The organism is Micromonospora rubida (genome assembly GCF_009908295.1).
Lineage (GTDB): Bacteria > Actinomycetota > Actinomycetes > Mycobacteriales > Micromonosporaceae > Micromonospora > Micromonospora rubida.
Genome location: NZ_JAAALO010000002.1, coordinates 287,843 through 309,573 on the forward strand (window position 1 = coordinate 287,843; position 21,731 = coordinate 309,573).

General features: G+C 72.3%; 18 protein-coding genes, 1 tRNA gene and 1 pseudogene. 9 read left to right on the plus strand and 11 right to left on the minus strand.

What is annotated here, in order from left to right:
- Position 1 precedes the first annotated feature (1 nt).
- The 4 genes from thrC to argS all read right to left on the minus strand — a co-directional run bounded on the left by thrC (position 2) and on the right by argS (position 5,559).
- Entirely contained in the window at positions 2 to 1,051 is a 1,050-nt protein-coding gene (gene thrC, locus GVV04_RS05695) for a threonine synthase (protein WP_161685201.1), read from the minus strand.
- 134 nt (positions 1,052 to 1,185) lie between these two features.
- A complete protein-coding gene (locus GVV04_RS05700) occupies positions 1,186 to 2,511 on the minus strand; it encodes a homoserine dehydrogenase (RefSeq protein WP_161685203.1) in 1,326 nt (441 codons plus the stop codon).
- On the minus strand, positions 2,508 to 3,893 hold the full coding sequence (gene lysA / locus GVV04_RS05705; RefSeq protein ID WP_161685205.1) for a diaminopimelate decarboxylase: 1,386 nt from the start codon (positions 3,891 to 3,893) through the stop codon (positions 2,508 to 2,510). The genes GVV04_RS05700 and lysA overlap by 4 nt, the downstream gene beginning before the upstream one ends.
- A gap of 1 nt (position 3,894) precedes the next feature.
- Complete coding sequence (gene argS / locus GVV04_RS05710; RefSeq protein ID WP_161685207.1) at positions 3,895 to 5,559, minus strand: arginine--tRNA ligase; 1,665 nt, start codon at positions 5,557 to 5,559, stop codon at positions 3,895 to 3,897.
- Between the two features lie 100 nt (positions 5,560 to 5,659).
- Between argS and GVV04_RS05715 the strand changes: the two genes are divergently transcribed.
- The 4 genes from GVV04_RS05715 (at position 5,660) to GVV04_RS05730 (ending at position 8,255) form a co-directional block, all read left to right on the plus strand.
- Positions 5,660 to 6,472, plus strand: a complete 813-nt coding sequence (locus GVV04_RS05715; protein WP_161685209.1) for a DUF3105 domain-containing protein — start codon at positions 5,660 to 5,662, stop codon at positions 6,470 to 6,472.
- 25 nt (positions 6,473 to 6,497) lie between these two features.
- On the plus strand, positions 6,498 to 7,160 hold the full coding sequence (locus GVV04_RS05720; protein ID WP_161685211.1) for a DUF305 domain-containing protein: 663 nt from the start codon (positions 6,498 to 6,500) through the stop codon (positions 7,158 to 7,160).
- A 218-nt stretch (positions 7,161 to 7,378) separates the two neighbouring features.
- Positions 7,379 to 8,071 carry a winged helix-turn-helix domain-containing protein gene (locus GVV04_RS05725; RefSeq protein ID WP_161685213.1) on the plus strand — a complete coding sequence of 231 codons (693 nt, stop codon included), beginning with the start codon at positions 7,379 to 7,381 and terminating at the stop codon, positions 8,069 to 8,071.
- 109 nt (positions 8,072 to 8,180) lie between these two features.
- A tRNA-Arg gene (locus tag GVV04_RS05730) sits at positions 8,181 to 8,255 on the plus strand.
- An 86-nt stretch (positions 8,256 to 8,341) separates the two neighbouring features.
- Here GVV04_RS05730 and GVV04_RS05735 read toward each other — a convergent pair.
- From GVV04_RS05735 to GVV04_RS34720, 5 genes and pseudogenes are all read right to left on the minus strand, one after another.
- Positions 8,342 to 11,716, minus strand: coding sequence for a S8 family serine peptidase (locus tag GVV04_RS05735; protein ID WP_235965720.1), 3,375 nt, complete (start codon positions 11,714 to 11,716; stop codon positions 8,342 to 8,344).
- Complete coding sequence (locus GVV04_RS05740) at positions 11,716 to 13,008, minus strand: hypothetical protein (RefSeq protein ID WP_161685215.1); 1,293 nt, start codon at positions 13,006 to 13,008, stop codon at positions 11,716 to 11,718. Before GVV04_RS05740 ends, GVV04_RS05735 begins: the two co-directional genes overlap by 1 nt.
- Positions 13,005 to 13,568, minus strand: coding sequence for a SigE family RNA polymerase sigma factor (locus GVV04_RS05745; protein ID WP_161685217.1), 564 nt, complete (start codon positions 13,566 to 13,568; stop codon positions 13,005 to 13,007). The genes GVV04_RS05740 and GVV04_RS05745 overlap by 4 nt, the downstream gene beginning before the upstream one ends.
- Before the next feature lie 149 nt (positions 13,569 to 13,717).
- Positions 13,718 to 14,413, minus strand: coding sequence for a transposase (locus tag GVV04_RS33885; RefSeq protein ID WP_268926238.1), 696 nt, complete (start codon positions 14,411 to 14,413; stop codon positions 13,718 to 13,720).
- A pseudogene (locus tag GVV04_RS34720) lies at positions 14,340 to 14,975 on the minus strand (IS4 family transposase); the annotation flags it as partial. The gene GVV04_RS33885 and the pseudogene GVV04_RS34720, both read right to left, overlap by 74 nt.
- On the opposite strand from GVV04_RS34720, the gene GVV04_RS34725 reads away from it, so the two are divergent.
- Positions 14,859 to 15,107 (plus strand): hypothetical protein, encoded by a 249-nt coding sequence (locus GVV04_RS34725; protein WP_235965933.1) that lies wholly within the window; start codon positions 14,859 to 14,861, stop codon positions 15,105 to 15,107. The pseudogene GVV04_RS34720 and the gene GVV04_RS34725 sit on opposite strands and share 117 nt — an antisense overlap.
- Positions 15,108 to 15,292: 185 nt before the next feature.
- On the opposite strand, the gene GVV04_RS05755 is transcribed toward GVV04_RS34725, so the two are convergent.
- Positions 15,293 to 16,762 carry an MFS transporter gene (locus GVV04_RS05755; protein WP_201752975.1) on the minus strand — a complete coding sequence of 490 codons (1,470 nt, stop codon included), beginning with the start codon at positions 16,760 to 16,762 and terminating at the stop codon, positions 15,293 to 15,295.
- Positions 16,763 to 16,864: 102 nt separating this feature from the next.
- Here GVV04_RS05755 and GVV04_RS05760 point away from each other — a divergent pair, with 102 nt between their 5' ends.
- A complete protein-coding gene (locus tag GVV04_RS05760) occupies positions 16,865 to 17,281 on the plus strand; it encodes a winged helix-turn-helix transcriptional regulator (protein WP_407938777.1) in 417 nt (138 codons plus the stop codon).
- 247 nt (positions 17,282 to 17,528) lie between these two features.
- The gene (locus GVV04_RS05765; protein ID WP_161685222.1) at positions 17,529 to 19,751 is read left to right on the plus strand and encodes an outer membrane protein assembly factor BamB family protein; all 2,223 of its coding nucleotides are present in this window, start codon (positions 17,529 to 17,531) and stop codon (positions 19,749 to 19,751) included.
- On the opposite strand, the gene GVV04_RS05770 is transcribed toward GVV04_RS05765, so the two are convergent.
- On the minus strand, positions 19,652 to 20,446 hold the full coding sequence (locus GVV04_RS05770; protein WP_161685224.1) for an isocitrate lyase/PEP mutase family protein: 795 nt from the start codon (positions 20,444 to 20,446) through the stop codon (positions 19,652 to 19,654). The two genes, GVV04_RS05765 and GVV04_RS05770, sit on opposite strands and share 100 nt — an antisense overlap.
- Before the next feature lie 183 nt (positions 20,447 to 20,629).
- Between GVV04_RS05770 and GVV04_RS05775 the strand changes: the two genes are divergently transcribed.
- Positions 20,630 to 21,022, plus strand: coding sequence for a winged helix-turn-helix transcriptional regulator (locus GVV04_RS05775; RefSeq protein ID WP_161685226.1), 393 nt, complete (start codon positions 20,630 to 20,632; stop codon positions 21,020 to 21,022).
- 139 nt (positions 21,023 to 21,161) lie between these two features.
- Positions 21,162 to 21,707, plus strand: a complete 546-nt coding sequence (locus tag GVV04_RS05780) for a TetR/AcrR family transcriptional regulator (protein ID WP_161685228.1) — start codon at positions 21,162 to 21,164, stop codon at positions 21,705 to 21,707.
- The last annotated feature ends 24 nt before the right edge of the window (positions 21,708 to 21,731 follow it).

Sequence of the window (21,731 nt, forward strand, 5' to 3'; positions counted from 1 at the left end):
GTCAGGCCAGGTCGAGGGACCGGGCGGCGGCGAGCGGGTCGTTGGCGATGGTGATCGGCGCGGGAGCGGTGGAGATCGCCCACTCCGGGTCCTTGAGGCCGTGGCCGGTGACCGTGCAGACGACCGTGGCGCCGGCCGGGACCTTGCCGGCGTCGGCCTGCTGGAGCAGCCCGGCGACGCTGGCCGCGCTGCCCAACTCGACGAAGACCCCGACCTCGCGGGCGAGCAGCCGGTACGCGGCCAGGATCTCCCGGTCGGAGACGGCGGCGATCAGCCCCCCGGAGGCGTCCCGGGCGTCGACGGCCTTGGTCCAGCTCGCCGGGTTGCCGATCCGGATGGCGGTGGCGATGGTGGACGGCTCGCGCACCACCTGGCCGCTGACGATCGGCGCCGCCCCGGCGGCCTGGAAGCCGTACATCTTCGGGGCCTTCGTGGCGTTGCCGTCGCGCAGGTCCTCCGAGTACCCCATCCAGTACGCGGAGATGTTGCCGGCGTTGCCGACCGGCAGGCAGTGGATGTCGGGGGCGTCGCCGAGCGCCTCGACGATCTCGAACGCGGCGGTCTTCTGCCCGTGCAGCCGGTCCGGGTTGACCGAGTTGACCAGCGCGACCGGGTAGTCCTGGGCGAGCTTGGCGGCCAGCGCGAGGCAGTCGTCGAAGTTGCCGTGGACCTGGAGCAGCCTCGCGCCGTGCACCAGCGCCTGGGCCAGCTTGCCGAGGGCGATCTTGCCCTGCGGCACCAGCACCGCACAGGTGATCCCGGCGCGGGCCGCGTACGCGGCGGCGGAGGCGCTGGTGTTGCCGGTCGAGGCGCAGATGATCGCCTTGTCGCCGTGCTCGACGGCCTTGGAGACCGCGAGGGTCATGCCGCGGTCCTTGAACGAGCCGGTCGGGTTGGCCCCCTCGACCTTGAGGTGGACGTCGCAGCCGAGCCGGGCGGAGAGCACCGGCGCGGGCAGCAGCGGGGTGTTCCCCTCGTGCAGGGTGACGACAGGAGTGGCGTCGGTGACCGGCAGCCGGTCCCGGTACGTCTCGATCAGACCCCGCCACATGTCGCTCTCCTCGCCTCTGACCCGCCCCGCCGCGCCGCGCCGGGGACACCTCCAGCGTGGCCCAGCCTTCCCGACCCGCGCCCGCCGCACCCACGCATAACCACCAGGCGAGACGCGAACGCGGACCGGACTCCTCAGGCCTCGCCCTCGACCCGCAGCACGCTCGTCACCGACCGGACGATGTCCAGCCCGTGCAGCTCCCCCACGGTGGCGGCGAGCGCGGCGTCCGGCGCCACGTGGGTGACGATGACCAGCTCGGCGTCGTCGCCGGAGCCGGGACGGCCACCGCCCGCCGAGCCCTGCCGGACGGTGGCGATGGACACGTCGTGCCGGGCGAACACCCCGGCCACCGACGCCAGCACGCCGGGACGGTCGGCCACGTCGAGGCTGACGTGGTAGCGGGTCAGCGCCTCCCCCATCGGCCGCACCGCCAGGTCGGCGTACGCGGACTCGCTGGCCGCGCGCACCCCGGCCAGCCGGTTGCGGGCCACCGCCACCACGTCGCCGAGCACGGCGCTGGCCGTCGGCGCGCCGCCCGCGCCCCGGCCGTAGAACATCAGCTGCCCGGCCGCCTCGGCCTCGACGAAGACGGCGTTGAACGCGTCGCCGACGCTCGCCAGCGGGTGGGTCAGCGGGATCATCGCGGGGTGCACCCGGACGCTGACCGTGTCGGCCCCGGCGGCGTCCCGGCCCCGGGCGGCGATGCACAGCAGCTTGATCGTGCAGCCCATCGCCTTGGCGCTGGCCACGTCGGCGGCGGTGACCTCGGTGATCCCCTCGCGGTACACGTCCGCGGCGGTGATCCGGGTGTGGAACGCCAGCGAGGCGAGGATGGCCGCCTTGGCCGCCGCGTCGAAGCCCTCCACGTCGGCCGTCGGGTCGGCCTCCGCGTAGCCCAGCTCGGTGGCCTCCTCCAGCGCCTCGGCGAAGCCGGCCCCGGTGGCGTCCATCGCGGAGAGGATGAAGTTGGTGGTGCCGTTGACGATGCCGGTGACCCGGTTGACCCGGTCGCCGTGCAGCGAGTCGCGCAGCGGGCGTAGCAGCGGGATCGCCCCGGCCACCGACGCCTCGTAGTAGAGGTCCGCCCCACCTTCGGCCGCCGCGTCGTGCAGCGCCGCGCCGTCCTCGGCGAGCAGCGCCTTGTTGGCGGTGACCACGCTCTTGCCGGCCCGCAGCGCCTCGACCAGCCAGCCCCGGGCCGGCTCGATCCCGCCGACCACCTCGATCACCACGTCGACGTCGTCGCGCTTGATCAGGCCGAGCGCGTCGGTGGTGAACAGCGCATCGTCGACCGGCAGGGCGCCACGGTCCCGGCCGAGCCGGCGGACGGCGATCCCGACGATCTCCAGGGGCGCACCGATCCGGGCGGCGAGGTCGGTCGACTGCTCGTGCAGCAGCCGTACCACCTCGCTGCCGACCGTTCCGCAGCCGAGCAGCGCCAAGCGAACAGGTGAGGTCATCCGACATCCAATGCGAGCAGGTCTTCTTCCGTCTCCCGCCGGACGATCAGCCGGGCCCGGCCGTCGCGTACCGCGACCACCGGGGGGCGGGGCACGTGGTTGTAGTTGCTGGCCATGCTCCGGCAGTAGGCGCCAGTGCCGGGCACTGCGACAAGATCTCCGGGCTGCACGTCGGCGGGCAGGAATTCATCCTTCACCACGATGTCCCCGGACTCACAATGCTTTCCCACCACGCGGGCGAGCAGCGGCGGCGCGGCCGAGGCCCGGGAGGCCAGCGTCGCCGAGTACGACGCGTCGTAGAGGGCGGTACGGATGTTGTCGCTCATCCCCCCGTCCACGCTCACGTACGTCCGGATCCCGTCGACGTCCTTGACCGTGCCGACCTCGTAGAGCGTGAACACGGCCGGGCCGACGATCGCCCGGCCCGGCTCGATGGACAGGTGCGGCACGGCCAGCCGCTCGGCCGCGCACTCGCCGTCGACGATCTTGCGAAGCCGCTTGGCCAGCTCCTGCGGGGCGGACGGGTCGTCCTGGGTGGTGTACGCGATGCCGAACCCGCCGCCCAGGTCCAGCTCGGGCAGCTCGACGCCCCGGGCGTCGCGGATCTGCGCCTGGAGGGCGAGCACCCGCCGGGCGGAGACCTCGAAGCCGTTGGCGTCGAAGATCTGCGAGCCGATGTGCGAGTGCAGGCCGCGCAGGTCGAGCACGTCCTCGTCGAGGATCTTGAACGCGGCCGCGGCGGCGGCCCCGCCCGAGAGGGAGAAGCCGAACTTCTGGTCCTCGTGGGCGGTGGCGATGAACTCGTGGGTGTGCGCCTCCACGCCGACGGTGACCCGGATCAGCACCCCGGGGCGGACCCCGCGCTCCCGGGCCAGCGCGGTGAGCCGGTCGATCTCGGTGAACGAGTCGAGGACGATCCGCCCCACGCCCGCGTCCAGGGCCCGGGTCAGCTCGGCCATGGACTTGTTGTTGCCGTGGAAGCCGATCCGCTCCGGGGGCATCCCGGCGGACAGCGCGGTGGCCAGCTCGCCGCCGGTGCAGACGTCGAGGTGCAGGCCCTCCTCGGCGATCATCCGCACCACGGCCCGGCAGAGGAACGCCTTGCCGGCGTAGTAGACGTCGGCGTCGGCGAAGGCGGCCCGGAAGTCCCGGCAGCGCGAGCGCAGGTCGTCCTCGTCGAGGACGTACACCGGGGTGCCGAACTCGGCCGCGATCTCCCGGACGCCGAGCCCGCCGACGGCGAGCGCGCCGTCGGCGGCCCGGGTCGCGGTGCGCGGCCAGAGCTGCGGCACCAGGGCGTTGACGTCGACCGGGGTACGCAGCCAGGCCGGCCCCCGGTTGCCGATGTCGCCATGCAGCGCACCGGCCTCGTGAGCGCGCATGTCACATCCTCTCGGGCGCGGAGACGCCGAGCAGGCGCAGGCCGTTGGCGATCACCGTGCGGGTGGCGTCGTTGAGCCAGAGCCGGGCCCGGTGCAGGTCGGTGATCTCCTCGTCGCCGCGCGGCAGGATCCGGCAGTTGTCGTAGAACCGGTGGTACGCCCCGGCCAGCCCCTCCAGGTACCGGGCCACCCGGTGCGGCTCGCGCAGCTCGGCGGCGGAGGCGACCACGGCGGGGAACTCGGCGAGCGCCTTGAGCAGCTCGTTCTCCTTCTCGTGGGCGAGCAGCTCGGGGCGGAACGCGTCGGCGTCGCCCCGGGTCAGCCCCACCTCGGCGGCGTGGCGGCCCACGCTGGCCGTGCGGGCCGCCACGTACTGCACGTAGTAGACCGGGTTGTCCCGGGTGGCCCGGGTCCACAGCTCGACGTCGATGTCGATCGGCGAGTCGCTGGAGTAGCGGGCCAGCGCGTACCGGGAGGCGTCGATGCCGATCGCGTCGACCAGGTCCTCCAGGTTGACCACGGTGCCGGCGCGTTTGCTCATCCGCACCGGCGCGCCGTCGCGGACCAGGTTGACGAGCTGGCCGATCAGGATCTCCAGGGTGGTGTCCGGGTCGTCGCCGAAGCAGGCGGCCATCGCCCTCATCCGGCCGATGTAGCCGTGGTGGTCGGCGCCCAGCATGATCACCACGCGGTCGAAGCCGCGCTCGCGTTTGTCGAGGTAGTACGCGCAGTCGGCGGCGAAGTACGTCCACTCGCCGTTGGACTTGCGCAGCACCCGGTCCTTGTCGTCGCCGAAGTCCGTGGTGCGCAGCCAGACGGCCCCGTCGGTCTCGAAGACGTGACCCTGCTCCCGCAGCCGGGCGAGGGCCTGGTCCAGCTCGCCCCGGTCGTGCAGGTCCTTCTCGTTGAAGTAGGTGTCGAACTCCACCCCGAACTCGCGCAGCGAGGACTTGATCTCGACGAACATGAGCTGCACGCCCTCGACCCGGAACACCTCCCGGGCGGCGCCGTCGTCCAGCTCCAGCACGTCGGGCCGGCGGGCGCGCACCTCGTTGGCGATCTCCGCGATGTACGCGCCGCCGTAGCCGTCCTCCGGGGCGGGCTCGCCCTTCGCGACGGCGAGCAGGGACCGGGCGAACCGGTCGATCTGGGAACCGGCGTCGTTGAAGTAGTACTCCGTGCCGACCTCGGCGCCGGTGGCGCGCAGCAGCCGGCTGAGCGCGTCGCCGACGGCGGCCCAGCGGACCCCGCCGATGTGCACCGGGCCGGTCGGGTTGGCCGAGACGAACTCCAGGTTGAGCCGCTGGCCGGCGAGCGCGTCGCCCCGCCCGTAGGCCGGGCCGGCCTCGACGATCGCCCGGGCGAGCTGGCCGGCGGCGGCCGCGTCGAGCCGGATGTTGAGGAAGCCCGGGCCGGCGATCTCCACCGACTTGACCCCGGCGGCCCGGCCGAGCTGTTCGGCCAGCTCCGCGGCCAGCTCGCGCGGGGGCACGCCCACCTTCTTGCTCAGCTGGAGGGCGAGCGTCGAGGCGTAGTCACCGTGCTCGGGATTGCGCGGTCGCTCGACGGCCGTGCGCTCCGGGAGCGCCGCGCGGTCCAGGCCCCGGTCGACGAAGACGGCATGGGCTGCGGAGAGGACGGCGTCGGCCAGTTCTGCGGGAGTCACCGAACCATGTTATCGGGGGTAGACTCGGGCACTCGGCGGCGACCCTGCGCGTGAATTCCGGCCCGCCACCCACCCTGACCGACCGACCTGACGAGGCACGATGAGCATCAGCACCCCGGGCGGCCCAGAGCGCCGTCCGACCGTGGTCACCACCGGCAAGAAGCCGGCGGCGGGCCGGCCCGCGTCCGGCGCCAAGCCCGGGGCCGGCAAGTCGACGGGCGACAGCCCACGCCCCGCAGCCGGCGGCAAGGGCAAGGGCCCCCGCAAGCCGATCGCCCCGGTGAAGGTCAGCCAGGGCCGGTCCTGGGGGCCGATCGCGCTGTTCGCCGCGGTCGGCGTGCTCGCCGTGGCGATCATCGGCTTCGGCGCATGGGCCACCTTCCAGGGTTCGAAGTCGTGGGAGAAGCGGGCCGACGACATCAGCGGCATCGTCAACTTCCGCGACAAGGACCCGGAGCTGGTGAAGGGCAGCAACCACCAGCAGGGCTCACTCAAGTACGCGCAGGCCCCGCCGGTGGCCGGCCCGCACAACGCGTCCTGGCAGAACTGCATGGGCGACGTCTACGACGCGCCGATCGCCAACGAGCACGCGGTGCACAGCCTGGAGCACGGCGCGGTGTGGATCACCTACCGCCCCGACCTGCCCGCCGACCAGGTGGCGAAGCTCAAGGACAAGGTCGCGGGCAAGGAGAAGATGATGCTCAGCCCGTACGAGGGGCTGGACAAGCCGATCTCCCTCCAGACCTGGGGATACCAGCTCAAGGTCGACAAGGCCGACGACAGCCGGATCGACGAGTTCATCAAGACGCTGCGGGTGAACGCCTCGATCGAGGGCCCGACCGCCAACTGCGCCACGGGCATCACCGCCACCGGCACCACGCCGCGTGACGGCAACCAGATGCCCACCCAGTGATCCGGACAGCGAGGACGGGGACCCGATGACCGCACCCACGACGACGGACCGCGACCTGGCGGATGGCCCGGTGGACGATGGCCGGCCGGCCGGGCGCCGGTTCGGCGTCCTGGTGGTCGCCGCCGCCGTCGTGGTCGGTCTCCTCCTCGGGTACGCGGGCGGCCTGCTCACGCCGAGGCTCACCCGCCCGGGTGACGCCTCGGCGGAGGCGGGCTTCGCCCGGGACATGACCAGTCACCACGCCCAGGCGGTGGAGATGGGGCTGATCGCGTTCCAGCGCGGCACCGACCCCGAGGTGGTCAGCATCGGCGGCGACATCGCCACCGGCCAGCAGGGCGAGCTCGGTGCCATGCAGGCGTGGCTGCGCTCCTGGGGCCTCGACCCGACCGGGTCGCAGCCCCGGATGGCATGGATGCCGGACGGCGAGGACACGGTGCGCGACGGGCTGATGCCGGGGATGGCCACCCCGGAGGAGTTGGCGAGGCTGCGCGCCGCCCAAGGCAGGGAGCTGGACGTCCTGTTCGTGGAGCTGATGATCCGGCACCACACCGGCGGCATCCACATGATCGACGGCATCCTCGATGTCAGCGACCAGCCCGACGTCGTGCGCACCGCCCAGACCATGAAGAACACCCAGCAGACGGACCTCACGAACCTCAGGGCCGCCCTCGCCCGACTCAAGGGCTGAGGCAACCCGCGCACGACTTGGAAGGCCCGCGTCCCGCCAGCAAGGTGGGGTGCGGGCCTTCCGTCGTCCACCCGCCTCTCCCCTGAGCCCTTGTCCACCTGCCCCCGAGCCTCTGTCCGATTAGCCGGTTTGACGGCTTGACGCCCAAATGCTGCGGTTGGTGGACTTTTCTACCTACATATCGTGACCAGTAGCGATTCGGGCTCGTTGCGCAGGACGTGGGGGTTGCACTCAGAGACGCAGGGCGCTCGGTCACCAGCTGGTGCCGGCGCCACACCATCGGCGGTGACGGAACGGTGGCAGCCGTTCGTCGCGGACAGCGGCAGGGCGAGCCGGGAACGCTCAGCCGCGAACAGGAGCTGGAACTGATCGACGTCCTGCGGGGCGTCCACCCCGACGAGTTCGGCCTGGACGAGGAGCTGTGGACGCGGCAGAGCCTCACCGCGCTCGTCCAGCGCCGGTTCGACCCGGCGATGGACGTCGGCGCCGTCGGGGCGTACCTGCGGGCCTGGGGGTTGGGGCCGCGCGAGCCGCGCGAGCGCGCCTGCGGGCTCTGCGCCGGCGCGGTCGAGCGCTGGGTGCGCAGCGAGTACCCGGCGATCACCCGGGCCGCCCAGGAGCACCTGGCCGAGGTCTACTGGCTCGGCCGGGTCCGGCTGCGCGGGACGATGCCGGCGGCCGACGTGGTCTCCGCCGTCTCGTCGCGGGGGCGGGTCCGGTTCATGGTGACCACCCCGTCGGTCGACCCGCCGCTGCCCCGGGACTTCGTGCTGCGGCTCAGCGGGGTCGAGGAGCGGCCCGTGCACCTCATCGTCGACGGCTCCTGGCCGAAGAACGAGTGGCCGCGCCGGCTCCCCCGGCGGATCGCGTTGCACCCGCTGCCGAGCTGCGGGCGCGTGGCCGCCGCCTGACGGCTGGCCAACCGGGCGACCAGCACCGCCACGTCGGCGACACGAAGTCGATCACCGATACCGATTCGGCGATCGTCGGGGACGTTTGCTAGTCTTCTCCAGTCGCTGAGCCCCCGTAGCTCAGGGGATAGAGCACCGCCCTCCGGAGGCGGTGGCGCAGGTTCGAATCCTGCCGGGGGCACCAGAGTCAACCAGCACGAAAAGGCCCCTGACCAGGGAAGATCCGGGTCAGGGGCCTTAATCGTGTGTCCGGCCGTCAGAAGATCTTGATCACCCCTCAGCCAGCCGGTACGCCCGCATGATCGTCTGGTCCACGGTGTTGCCGGCGCTGTCCGTCGCCCTGGCCCGCAGCGACACGTACCCGGCGGACGCCGGATGGCGCAGGGTGAGCGTCCCGCCGTTACCGGAACGCTTCAGCTCCGCCCGCTGCCAGGTCTGCCCGTCGTCGTACGACACGTCGACGTTGAGCGCCCGGACCGCTCCGGCGGCCGAGCCGGGCTGCCGGAGCACCGTCACCGGGAACCGGACCGTGGCCCCGGCGGGTGCCGCGTTGACCTCGTCGAGCCGTGGCGCGAACCGCACCACCGAAACCGGCAGCATGGTGTTGCCGCTGCCGTTGGCGCCGGACCGGAAGGTCCATTCGACGGTGGTGCGGGTGGCCAGGCTGGCCGGTGCGGCACGCTGGGCCTCGAACCGGAGCCGGTAGCCCGCCTCGGCGGCCGGGACGTTGAAGCTGCTCTCCCAGCCGTTCGCCGTGCCGACCAGCACCCCGTCCCGGTGCAGCGAGGTGGTGTAGTCGGCCTCCTGCCCGAGCCCGAACCGGTCCGCCGCGTCCGAGTACAGCGACAGGTAGGTGTGGATGGTGTCGCCGATCCGGGCCACCTCCTTCGGCTCGCGGTCGGGATCGTCGAGGCCGAAGAAGGCCGGACCGAGCACACCCCGGTTCCAGCTCTCCTGGTAGGCACAGCCCGCCCGGTAGCGACTCACCCCCCACAGCGAGGTCAGCAGATGCTTGTTGTCCTCGCTCTGTTCGGAAAAGCCGTTCTGCCAGGTCAACCCGTTTCCCGCGAGGTAGTACTCGGTCCGGGTGGTGGGCAGCGCGAAGCCGATGTCGATGAGGAATCCACCGCTGGGCAGATCGTCCGCCGCCGCGATCGCACTGAACCGACCCCGCAGCCCCGGAGCGGAGTTGGCGTACGAGTGCCGCACCGTGGCGAGGTCGTCGGGGCGCACGTTCCGGGTGAACCCGGTGGGCAGCCGACCCCGCTCGTACCAGGCCAGGCGGTAGCCGTACGGGCTGTTCAATCTCCCGTCGACGCCCCCCTTGGCCCACTGGCTGCCGATCTTCGCCCAGACGCCGTCCAGCGGGTCCACCGGACCGAGCTGCGCGCTGTACATCCCATCGAACGAGTCACCGAACGACAACGTGGCGACGCCGAGGTTGTCCCCGGTCGGGATGGCCGCGATCAGCTCGGCCAGGATCGAGCCGGCCGTCGGGTCGGGCACGGTCACCTGGAGTGGTCTGCCCAGCCGGGCATCCAAGTTGACGGTCTGGTCCCCGGTCAGCTCCAGCCGGGGCCACACCAGGTGGGTCCACTCGCCGTCCGGGCCGTAGATCCAGGTGTAGACCAGGTACCTGCCACGGGGCAGCCGCAGCCGGCCGTTGGCGGGCACCGCGATTTCCGTGGTCTCGCCGTCGATCCGGAACACCGCCGGCTGGACGTCGGTGGCCGGTGCCCCGTCCCGGCCGGTGTGCACCAGGGTCAGGTCGTAGCTCTCGACCTCCCGGCCGACCGAGATCGGGGTGTTCACCACCAGGTTCCCGGCGGTGGCCAGCAGGTAGCCGGCGTAGTTGCCGTCCTGGGTGCCCAGCCGGGTGTCCGCGGTCACCGTGGTCCGCGCGTCCCCGCCGGCCGGTACGGTGAGCCGACTGGCGCCCAGGGTGAACATCCCGGCCGGGGCCGGCGCGCCGGCCGGTCCGGTGGCCTGCACCGCCAACTCCAACTGCACCGGTTGGTCGCCGCTGTTGTGGTAGGTGACGGTCTCGACCACCGGTTCGTCGTCGCCGTGCGGCCACCGGTGTGACCCGAGCGCCACGCTGGGCGGGGTCACCGTGACCGACTGGTGGAGCGCCCGGCCCAGGTCCACCCGGCCGGCGCCCTGCCCGAAGATCCCGATCTGGGTCGAGCGGACCGCAGCGGCCATCAACGTGGCCTTGAGTCGTTCGCCGGACCAGTCCGGATGCTGCTGCGCCAGTAGCGCCGCCGCGCCGGCCACGTGTGGGCTCGCCATCGAGGTACCCGAGAGGGCGACATAGGCCTCGCCCGGACTGCCGAACCCGGCGTCCGCACCACGCGCCGCGGTGATGTCCACTCCCGGGGCGGTCAGGTCGGGTTTCACCGCGGCGTCACCGATCCCCGGTCCCCGGCTGGAGAACCTCGCGAGCGCGTCGGTCCGGTCGACCGCGCCGACGGCCAGCGCGGCCGGGGCGCTGGCCGGTGAGCCGACCGACGCATCCGCGCCCTCATTGCCGGCGGCGACCACGAAGAGGGTGCCGTACCGGGCACTCAGCTCGGCCACCGTCTGCTCCAGCGGATCGGTCTCCGGACCGTCCGGGCCACCGAGGCTGAGGTTGACGACCTTCGCGTGCCGCTCGGTGACGGCCCACTGCATCCCGGCCATGATCCACGACTCGAAGCAGCCATACACGGCGCAGACCTTGCCGCTGACCAGCGAGGCGTCCGGGGCGACTCCCCGGTTGCGCCCGTCCGAGGCGGCTCCGCTGCCGGCCACCGTGGACGCCACGTGGGTGCCGTGTCCCACCAGGTCACGGTCGTCCTCAAGGCCCTCGGTGAAGTTCTCGCTCGCCACGACCCGGCCGGCCAGGTCCGGATGGGCGACGTCGATCCCGCTGTCCAGGACCGCCACCGTCACCCCCGCCCCGGTGTAGCCGGCCTGCCAGGCCGCCGGCGCGCCGATCTGCGGCACGCTGGTGGCCAGCGACGGTTTACGGAGGCCGTCCAGCCACACCTTCCGGACCCCACCGGTCGGGGCGAATCCCTGGGCGCCGGTGCCCAGGCTTCGCCAGAACGTGCCGGCGTCGCTCCGCTTCGCGCGTACCGCGAAGGTGGCCCGGCCGGGCAGGGCGCGGACCACCCGAGCCCCGGCGCCGGCCCGGGCGGTCCGGGCAGCGTCGGCGTCGGCGTACGTCACGATCAGCGGCAGGTCGGAGCGCCGGTCGTCGTACCCGCTGTCGAGCAGCGTGGTGATGTCGAACAGCCGGCGGTCCAGCAGGCCGGCGCGCAGCGGGCCGACCGCGTCGCTCGGCACCAACCGCAGGTGGTCGCCCACTCTGCTGCCCTGGAAGGTGACGTTCTCCCGCCCGGGGCCCCGGGCGACCGACCACCGGGCCTGGTCCGCGCCGTACACGGTGACCCGGTCTCCGGTGAGCAGGGTGACCGTCCGGGCCAGTTCCTTCGACGCGGTCCGTGCCGGCGGCGACGCGGCGGCGAGGTCCGGCCGTACGGCGACAGGCTGACCGCCCGCCGCTGCGGCACTGGCGCCGCCCGGCGTGAACGGTGCGGCGGCCAGGACGGCCACGACCAGGCCCAGTCCGCCGGCAACCGGTTGTCGGCGGATGCGCATCAGTTGTTTCCCTTCGCACACTGCCAGCGGACCGCTGCGGAACCGCTGGTACCGGCGGCGAGCGTGCCGGCGTCGTTCAGCGCGTACGCGTACACGTGTGCCCCGCTGGCGAGGCCGGGAAGTTCACGAACGGTTCCGGCCGGATCCCGCAGCGCGGCGGTCCGATCGGCGGTGTGATTGACCACCGCCTCACCTCGGGGGTTGACGGCCTCGATCCGGCGGTCCTCCAGCGCGGTGGCCTGGCCGGTCGCGAGGTTCCACAGCACCGACTCGCTCGAACCGACCACGATCGGGCGCCGGGCCGTCTTCCGGTCCAGCGTCGCCGATACGTCCTTCGGATCGCGGGACAGCAGGCCGTACGCCCAACCGCCGCGCACTCCGTGCGCGGCACCGCCCACCATTCCCGCCAGACCGGCCAGCTGGCTGCCCTGCCCGTTGGCGTCCCACTGATAGGGGACACTGTTGCTGCCGTCCTCCAGCGCACCGACCACGACACCGGCGTCGGAGATGCCGGAGGCCATCGCCCCGCGCGGTGCGGTCAGCACGTCCGCCCGGGGGGTCGCGCCGACGCCACGCCAGACCACGGCCACCGTCCGATTGGACGTGAACAACACGCCGGTCACGTCTCCTCGGGAATTGACCGCGTTCGCCTCCGCACCGCTGTAACCCGGTGGAACCGGCAGTTCGACCACCTTGCCCCCGACGTACGCCCAGGCGAACGACCCCCCGGATGTGCGCTGACCCTCGCCGACCACCATCCCGCTGTCGTTCACTCCGTGGGCCTCGCCGATGCCGTTGATCTTGATACTCGCCGCCTTCGTCCCGTCCCAGCGGACCGGCGTAGCCAGTGACCCGCCGGCCGCGGTGAAGCCGACCAGGTACCGGCCGCTCGGTGACCCGTCGTTCACCTGGCCGGACGTCGCCCGGCCCGGCAACGCCAGCGCCTCGACGGCGCACCCGGCGGGCCGGGCCGCAGTCCCGGGCAGTAGGGGCAGCGACGCAGGCTGAGCGACCGGGTCGGCCGATCCCGGGTCGACCAGCCCGATCCCGCCGACGGTGGCCAGCCCGAGCAGGAGGACCCCGGCGACCGTCGCGGTCGCACGGCGCTGTCGGCGTACCCGCCGACCGCGGACGAGCAGCCCGCCCGACGTCAGCCGGCCGGCCGGGACCTCCGCTGTGGACAGCAGCGAACGGACCGCCGCCGAGTCGCGGTCCTCGACATCGTTCCTCGTCACGTCGCCGCCCATCGTGTCGCCGGTCATCGTGTCGCCGGTCATCGTGTCGCCGGTCATCGCACACTCCCTGTCGCAAAAAGTCGGTCGTTGTCGGAAGGGGCCGGCCGGGCTGGAGCGGGTGCGGCGTCGAGCCACTGCGCACCCAGCAGACCGCGCAGCGCGGCAAGTCCCCGGGATGTCTGACTCTTGACGCTGCCCACCGAGCAACCGAGCGCGTCGGCCGTCTGCTGCACGGACATGTCACAGAAGAACCGCAGTACCAGCACACTGCGCTGCCCCCGGCTCAGCGTGCCGAGCGCCGCGCGCACCGCGTCGGCGTCCTCGACGCCCAGGCCCGCCGGTGCCGGCGACTCCGGCATCCGCCACGCCAACAGCACCCGCGCCCAGGACCGGCGGGTCTCGTCGAGGTAGCGGCGTACCAGAATGCGGTGCACGTATCCGTCGATGTTGTCGACAGCCCTCACCTTCGACCACCGCAGGTAGACCGCGACCAGGGTGGACTGCACTATGTCGTCGCCGCGGTGGGCGTCCCCACAGAGCAGATAGGCGGAACGCCGCAGCCGACCCAGGGCCGCCGAGACGTACTCGACGAACTCCTGGTCATCATCTGTCGACAAACTGGGACTCCTCTCTCCGGTGTCACCCTTCTATCGGGATCGGCGTGGGAGTCGGTTGACAGCATGGGCCGAAAATTCGGCCAGTTTGATTCAGAAGTACAAGTACGACGAGCGCGGGACGGCGCGGGACTAGAAGCAACGCCGTTCAGTTAGGGCTGGCTGTCCGGTGTCAAGGTGATGATGTTGATTTCGATGGTGGCTTGGTAGGTGGTGCGGTTGATGTTCGGGCCGCGGGCGTTGTATTTGCTGATGGCGCGTTTGACGATGCGTGCTTTGGTGCGTACGCGCCGGTTGGGCATGAGGCCGGCCAGGACCTGTCGGCCGATGACGCCGACCAGGTCGATCGTGGTGCCGGCGATGACGCTCGCGGCCTGAACGATCTGGTCGCGGGCGGTGTTCAGGGCGATGGTGAAGCTGGCCCGGTCGGGGTCGGTGCCGGCGATGCTGTCGGTTGCGTCGACCATCGCGGTGCGCAGTACTTGGTAGGTGATGAGCAGGGCGTAGATTTCCTGCTCGATCCCGGTCGGGGTGCGTGAACGCAGGACCCGGCCGTCGAGGATGGTCGATTTTAGTTCGAGGTAGGCCGTCTCGATTTCCCAGCGCTGGTGGTAGAGGGCGATCAGTTGGCCGGCGGGATAGCGGTGGTGGTCGAGCAGGGTGGTGATCAGCCGGTAGTGGCCGGTCTGCCGGACGCCGTTGGCGATGATGGTGATCTCGGCGTCGATGACGCGGACGGTGAGCGGGCCGAGCTGTGACTGGTGGGAGCCGTCGTCGTGGCGGCCTCGGACCGGTAGACGGCGTCCACTTTTGGCAGCGCACGAGAACGTCGGCGCCGGCTGCGGCAAAATTTTGCAGGAGTGCGGCGGCGGCGAAGTTGCGGTCGGCCAGGATCAGCATCCCGGGTCGTAGGCTGCGGGCCAGTTGCGGGGCGTATCCGGTTTCTCCGGTGCTGGCTGATCCGAACACCGCGTCGATGATGTGGCGGGTGCCGCAGGAGACCAAGGCCAGCATGCGGATCGTGGGATAGCCGCCGGTGCCGTGATTGCAGCGTTGCTTGGTCAGCGCGGCGAGGTTCGCCGTGCTGTCCGCCACGCTGATCATCGTGCCGTCGATCGCGCAGACGAGCAGGCCACGCCACGTCACGGCGGTCATTGCGGTCGTGACGGCCGGGCCGCGTAGTAGATCGAACAGTGCCCGCATCGGGGCCACGCCGAGTCGCTGGCGGGCCTGACGCAGCGCGCTGGCCGAGGGAGTGGTCAGAGCCAATGTGCGTAACCCGGCGGTCAGCCGATGCCACACCTGGATATAGCCCTGATCGGCGAACAGGCAGGCCGCGAGCAGGAGGTAGACCACGACACGGGCCGGCAGCAGGCGGATCCGCTGCTGGACCGCGCCGCAGCGTTGCAGAGCGTCGTCGACCATGTCGAACGGCACCAGCTGGGTCAGCTCACCCAGATGGCCCGGCGCGAACCGGCCCGCCGCGACCGTCCTGGTATGGGTTATGGCAATCTGATCAGGCAGCGGAGCTCCCGGTGTTGAGGGCGTCTTAGAGTGACCACCCTCTATACAGGAGCTCCGCTGCTTTCATGCCCGCGACACACCTTGACCACCGCCCGAACCGCCTAACTGAACGGCGTTGGGACTAGAAGCGCGGGCCGCAGGCCGGACGTGGACCGGCGCGACGCGGGGTCCGTCCTCGCGTCGCGCCGGTCGTCGCGCCCGGGTCACTGGGCAAGTTCGCCGGCCGGCTCCCGCTCCGGGGCCGACTCGCCGGCCTCCGTCGGCGTCGGTCCGGCCGACCGGCGGCGCAGGGTGGCCAGGGCGACCAGCAGGGCCGCGGTGACCAGAGCCGCTGCGACGGCGAAGGCGGTCCGGTAGCCGGCAGCGAGCGCGGCGACCTCGGCCCAGCCGGCCCCCCGCAGGTCGCCGGTGCGGGTGGCGGCCAGGGTGGCCAGCGCGGCCACCCCGAGCGCACCGCCCACCTGCTGGGTGGTGTTGACCAGCCCGGAGGCCAGGCCGGCGTCGGCCCCGCTGGCTCCGGCCATCGCCAGCGTGGTCACGGCCGGCATCGACAGCCCACCGGCGAGGCCGAAGAACAGCATCGCGGGGAGCACGTCGGACAGGTAGCCGCCGTCGGCCGGTATCCGGGCGAACAGCAGGAACGCGACCAGGGCGGACGCCAGCCCGGTGAGCAGCACCGCCCGGGCACCGTACCGGGCCATCAGCCGGCCGGCGAGGCCGATCGAGACCGCCCCGATCATCAGCGGGGCGGGCAGGAAGGCCAGCCCGGTGGCCGCCGCATCGAACTTGAGGACCACCTGGAGTTCCACCGCGAGCAGGAACTGAAGGCCGAGGAACGCGGAAACCATGAGGAACTGGACCGCGTTGGCGGCCACCAGGTCGGGGGTGCGCAGCACCCTCGGCGGCAACAACGGGGTGGCGGTCGCCCGCTGCCGCAGCACGAAGCCGCCGAGCAGGACGGCGGCGAGTGCGGCGGCGCCGAGCGTGCGGGCCGACGTCCAGCCGTGCTCACCGGTGCCGACGATCGCCACCACGGTGGCCATCAGGCCGGCGGTGACCAGCACCGCGCCGAGCAGATCCAGGCCGGCCCGCAGACCCAGGCCCCGGTCGGCCGCGATCAGGCGTACGGCGGCCAACAGGATCACCACCCCGATCGGCAGATTGATCAGGAAGATCGCTGGCCAGCCGACGAGGTCGGTGAGCACTCCCCCGGTGAGCATGCCGAGCGAGGCGCCGGCGGCACCGGTGAAGCTGAAGACGGCGATGGCCCGGCCCCGCTCGGCCGGTTCCGGGAAGAGCCGGACGATCAGGCCGAGGCTGACCGCCATGGTGAGCGCTCCGCCGATGCCCTGGAGGAAACGGGCGGCGACCAGCACCCCCGGCCCGGTCGCCACCGCGCAGAGCAGCGAGGCGAGGGTGAAGAGCGCGACGCCGGCGAGGAAGACCTGCCGGCGGCCGAGCAGGTCGCCGAGGCGCCCGGCGAGCAGCAGCAGCCCGCCGAAGGCGACCAGGTAGGCGTTTACCACCCAGGCCAGGCCGGTCGCGGTGAAGCCGAGGTCGCGCTGGATCGCCGGCAGCGCCACCGCGACGACGGTGCCGTCCAAGATGATCATCAGGCTGCCGGCGCAGAGCACGAGCAGCGCCGGCCAGCGGGGCGGGACGGAACGGGTCATCACCGGATGCCTCCTTGGTGCACTGTTTGTTACCGAAGCCATCATCTGTGACTATGAGGCGGAGCGTAAGGAGGCACTTTCATGTCCCAGGAGAACAACAATGTGCCCGTGACGACCGGCAGCCTGACGAGGTGCGAGGCCGGCGACCGCCCCTTCCCTCCGGGCCAGGCGAAGGCGTGCACGGTCCGCGAGGTGCTCGACCGGGTGGGCGGCAAGTGGAGCATCGGCATCCTGGTCGCCGCGTCCCAGGGTCCGGTGCGCTTCACCGAGCTGGAGCGGCAGATCGAGGGAATCAGCCGGCGGATGCTCACGCTCACCCTGCGCAACCTCGAGCGCGACGGTTTGCTGCACCGGCGGGTGTACCCGACGGTGCCACCGAAGGTGGAGTACGCCGCCACCCCCATCGCACTGGAGCTCTACGAATCACTGGTCGCCCTGACCAGCTGGGCCGAGCGGCACCACACCGCAGTCGCCGACGCCCGGGGCGCCTACGACCAGGCGCACGGCACCGCGGACTGAATCCGGCCGTGCTCTCGGGTGTCCGGCCGACGGATGCCCGGAGCCGGTTCAGCCGGGTCACGGGCGCTCAGCGCGCTCCGCATGGGCGCGGACCTGCGAGCGGATGCAAGGAACCGACCATCCGCCCATCAAGCTTGACGAATCCCTGCGAAATCGCCGGGAATCTGCCGGAGAACCGTTGGTCAGGCGGTTGAGCCCGTGCCAAACTCCCCGGCATTCCAAGCGAGCCCGCCGGAGGGAACAGATCATGCCATCGCTGCCAGCCCAGGACCATGCCCATCTTTCGATGGACCGTCGCCGGTTGCTCGGCCTGGGCGTCGGCGCGGTCACCGCGGCGGCCACCGGCGCGGTGGTCGGCGGTTCGCCCGCGGCGGCCGGCTCGCCCGGGCACGGTGGGCCGGGCAGGCCGGGGTCGTCGGGGTTCGCCCTGCTGGGCGACACGCAGATCGACGTGAATCTTCCTGAGCGGACCGAGGGGGTGCGCTGGGTGTACCAGCAGATCGCCGCGGCGAACCCGCCGATCGTCTGCCACGTCGGAGACCTCGTCGAGCACGGCTCGGTGGCCGAGTACGACACCTATCTGGACACCATCCCGGCGGCGTTGCGGCCCCGGATCCGGCACGTGCCGGGCAACCACGACTGGCGGTGGGACAGCACCGCCGGTAAGCGGTACGGATCGCTGTTCGGGCCGAGCCGGTACTCGTTCGACTTCGACGGCCTGCACTTCGTCGCGCTGGACCCGAGCCACCTGCTCCAGGAGCCGGGCGGATTCGGCGAGTCCGGCATCCAGTGGCTGACCCGCGACCTGGACAGGGTCGCGCCCGGGATGCCGATCGTGCTGCTGTGTCACTTCCCGTTCGGCGGCGACAACTACTACGTCTCCGACCAGGAGCGGCTGCTGAAGCTACTCGACCGCTACGACGTGCGGGCCATGTTCGCCGGGCACGTGCACGAGGAACAGGTACAACGGTTCAACGGGGTGGCCCAGCTGGCGGTCGACGACACCCGTGGCACGCCGATCTACTACTGGGTGCAGCGCGCGGTCGGGTCCGACGGCCCGGTGCTGAAGGTGACGGCCGTGCAGCGGGCCGCCGACGGCAGCGCCGAGTCCCGGCCGGTGCTGGACATTCCGCTCGCCGGCCCACGGATCGCCGCGGAGCAGCGACCCCAGGCGGTCTCGCTCGACCCGGCCGGCGCGGCGCTGGCGGTGTCGGTACGGCTCTCCCCGCACGCCCGGGCCAACAACGTGCAGGCCAAGCTCTACCCGCAGCACACCTACGGGCTCAAGGACGCCGGCCCGTGGCGGAACCTGTCCCCCGACTCCGCCGGCCGTCGGTTCACCGGCGGCCTGGACATCACCGCGCTGCCGCCCGGCGAGCACCGGATGACCGTGCGGGTCACCGACCCCGACGGCGCCTGGCACGAGCAGACCCGCGCTTTCGCCCTCCCCGACGCCGGCCGGCGACTGCGCTGGAGCGAACAGCTCGGCGCGCCGGTGCAGGCCGGCCTGGCCGCCCGGGACGATCTGCTGGTCGCCGCGACCACCGGCGGGACCGTCATCGGCGCCCGGCCCACCCGCCGTGGGCTGCAGCGGCGCTGGCAGACCCGGATCGGCCCGGTGCACGGCCGGCCGGCGTTCGCCCCCGACGGCAGGACCGTCTACGTCCCCTCCGACGACCACCGCCTCTACGCCCTCGACCCGGCCACCGGGCGCCGCCGGTTCGCCCACGACGCCGGTGCCCCGGTGCTCGGCAGCCCGCTGGTGACCACGGTCGACGGCCGCACCCTGGTCGTCCTCTCCGCCGGCCAGACCCGGCAGGCCGTCGACGCGCGCTCGGGCGAGACAGTGTGGACCGTCGCCGGCCGGGGCATGTTCGCCGGGCGTGCGGCCAGCGACGGTGCCCGCGTCTACGCCGGAGCCGGGGACGGCAACGTCTACGCCCACGACGCCCGCACCGGTGCCGCGCTGTGGTCGTTCTCCGCCACCACCCGCACCACCGCCTACAGCCGCCTCATCTACGGCCCCTGGGCGGACACCCTGGAGGTACTTTCCAACGGACTGCTCCTGGTGTCCACCGTGACCAACGCGTTCGCGCTCGACCCCGCCACCGGCGAGCCCCGCTGGTCGATGGCCGGCTCCTACATCTACGATCCACCGCGACGTCGCGTGGACCCCGACCACCACCGGCCTGCTGGTCGGCCTCGACCTCACCACCGGGTCGGTCCGGACCCGGCTCCAGCTGACCACCACCGCATACTGCTACAGCCCAGCGGTCGTCATCGGCGACATGTTCCTCGTCGGCGACCAGGACGGCCTGCTACACGGCATCGCGGTGGCCTGACGACCTGGTGGTCCCCCGTTCGGCGCCCCTACGCCGATGGCGGGGCGTACGGGTTCTTGCCGGCCCGGACGGCGTCGAGCAGCGCGGCGGTCCGCGCCTTGACCGCCGCGTACGGGCCGGCGCCGTAGCTGACCCGGGCCGCGCCGAGCCGGGCCATCTCCGCCAGGCTCGGGGCGCCGGGCTTGAAGACCAGGTTCACCGGGGCGTCCGCGCCGGCCACGAACTCCGCGATCTGCTCCGGGTCGGTCAGGAAGATCGGGTAGACGCAGTCCGCCCCGGCGGCCCGGTAGCGCCGGGCCCGGCGGACCGCCTCGGCGGTACGCCCGGCCGGGTCGCCGGCCTCACGCAGGTACAGGTCGATCCGGGCGTTGAGCACCAGCGGCACCCCGGCCGCGTCGGCCGCGGCCCGGACGGCGGCGAGCAGGTCGGCCTGCTCCTCCACGTCGTACAGCGCCCCGGTGCGCGGGTCGGAGTCCTCCAGGTTGCAGCCGACCACGCCTGCGGCGAGCATCCGCTCGACCAGCTCGGCCGGGCTCAGGCCGTACCCCCGCTCCAGGTCGGCGGTGACCGGGACCGGCACGGCGCGGGCGATCCGGGCGACGGCGGCGAACATCTCATCGACCGGGGTGGCCTCGCCGTCGGCGTACCCGAGGGACTCGGCGACTGCGGCGCTGCTGGTGGCGACGACCGGGAAACCGGCTGCGGCGACGGCCCGGGCGGACCCGGCGTCCCAGGCGTTGGGCAGGACCAGCGGGTCGCCGGTCTTGTGCAGGGCACGCAGCGCGTCCGCGCGCTCGACGAGGGTCGATGAGTTTTCGGTCATCACCGCATCATGACAGCCATCGGGGCGACGGCTGTTCTTCCAAAGAGCCGTGTCGCGTACTGCGAGGGCGGTGTTCCCGGCCCTCCGGGCCCTTGCCGGCGTGCCGGCACCCCCCCGTGGCCCACAATCTGTTACCGAGGCCATCGCCTGTGACCCTCAGGCGGAGCGGAAGGAGGCACTTCGATGTCCCAGGGAAAGAGCGGGGTGCCCTTCGCCCCGGGCCAGGCCCCGGCGTGCACCGCCAGGGAGGTCCTGGACCGGGTGGGCGGCAAGTGGAGCATCGGCATCCTGGTGGCCGCCTCCCACGGGCCGGTCCGCTTCACCGAGCTGGAACGGCAGGTCGAGGGGATCAGCCGGCGGATGCTCACCCTCACCCTGCGCAACCTGGAGCGGGACGGGCTGCTACGCCGCACGGTCCATCCGGCGGCGCCGCCGAGGGTCGAGTACGCGGCAACGGCCATGGCCCTGGAGCTGCACGAGTCCCTGGTCGCGCTGACCACCTGGGCCGAGCGGCACCGTACCGCCATCGCCGACGCCCGGGCCGCGTACGACCGGGAGCACTGCGCCGAGCGCTGACATCGGTGTCGTTGCGTGACGAACGGGGTACAGCGAACCCGGACCGGGGGGCTGTGGCGAAAGCCACCCGACCTCTCTGACCGATCGGTCAGGGTCTGACCGATCGGTCAGGCATGCTGGTGGGCGGGAGGTGGCCGACATGGCTCGCGTAGTACCGGAGACGCATGCCGAGATTCTCGCCGCAGCGGCGCGGCGGTTCGCCGTGACCGGGTACAAGGGCACCTCGTTGCAGGACCTCGCCCGCGAGGTCGGCGTCTCGAAGGCCACCGTGCTCTACCACTTCGCCAGCAAGGAGGCCCTGCTCAGCGAGCTGATGGCCCCGGCGATCACGGTGCTGCACGAGCTCGACGACCGGTTCGCCGGGCTGGCCGGCGCGGACGCCCAACGGGTCGCCGGCGAGGGCTTCGTGAACCTCGCGGTGCGCTTCCGGCGGGAGATCGCGCTGCTCCGCGGGGAGTTCCCCGTCCTGCTACAGCAGCCGGCGTTCGCGCATGTGCAGCAGATCTCCGAGCGGCTGGTCGCGGCGCTCGCCGGCCACTCGACGCGCCCGGCGACCCGGATCGCGGCGCTGGTCGTCCTCGCCGGGATCGCCGAGACGTGCGGCGAGTTCGGCGACGTCGCCGACGACGAGCTGCGCGACGCCCTGCTCGGGCTGGTCCGGCGGGCGCTGGCCCCTCCCGACTGACCCCACCACCGTCCAGTTCACCAA

Bases quoted from the DNA above. Each gene is read 5' to 3' on its own strand.
- GVV04_RS05715 (WP_161685209.1), top strand. From the start codon at position 5,660: ATGAGCATCAGCACCCCGGGCGGCCCAGAGCGCCGTCCGACCGTGGTC.
- GVV04_RS05755 (WP_201752975.1), bottom strand. From the start codon at position 16,762: ATGACCCGTTCCGTCCCGCCCCGCTGGCCGGCGCTGCTCGTGCTCTGC.
- GVV04_RS05780 (WP_161685228.1), top strand. From the start codon at position 21,162: ATGGCTCGCGTAGTACCGGAGACGCATGCCGAGATTCTCGCCGCAGCG.
- GVV04_RS05770 (WP_161685224.1), bottom strand. From the start codon at position 20,446: ATGACCGAAAACTCATCGACCCTCGTCGAGCGCGCGGACGCGCTGCGT.
- lysA (WP_161685205.1), bottom strand. From the start codon at position 3,893: ATGCGCGCTCACGAGGCCGGTGCGCTGCATGGCGACATCGGCAACCGG.
- GVV04_RS05700 (WP_161685203.1), bottom strand. From the start codon at position 2,511: ATGACCTCACCTGTTCGCTTGGCGCTGCTCGGCTGCGGAACGGTCGGC.
- GVV04_RS05740 (WP_161685215.1), bottom strand. From the start codon at position 13,008: ATGACCGGCGACACGATGACCGGCGACACGATGACCGGCGACACGATG.
- GVV04_RS34725 (WP_235965933.1), top strand. From the start codon at position 14,859: ATGCCACACCTGGATATAGCCCTGATCGGCGAACAGGCAGGCCGCGAG.
- thrC (WP_161685201.1), bottom strand. From the start codon at position 1,051: ATGTGGCGGGGTCTGATCGAGACGTACCGGGACCGGCTGCCGGTCACC.
- GVV04_RS05765 (WP_161685222.1), top strand. From the start codon at position 17,529: ATGCCATCGCTGCCAGCCCAGGACCATGCCCATCTTTCGATGGACCGT.
- GVV04_RS05720 (WP_161685211.1), top strand. From the start codon at position 6,498: ATGACCGCACCCACGACGACGGACCGCGACCTGGCGGATGGCCCGGTG.
- GVV04_RS05735 (WP_235965720.1), bottom strand. From the start codon at position 11,716: ATGCGCATCCGCCGACAACCGGTTGCCGGCGGACTGGGCCTGGTCGTG.
- GVV04_RS05775 (WP_161685226.1), top strand. From the start codon at position 20,630: ATGTCCCAGGGAAAGAGCGGGGTGCCCTTCGCCCCGGGCCAGGCCCCG.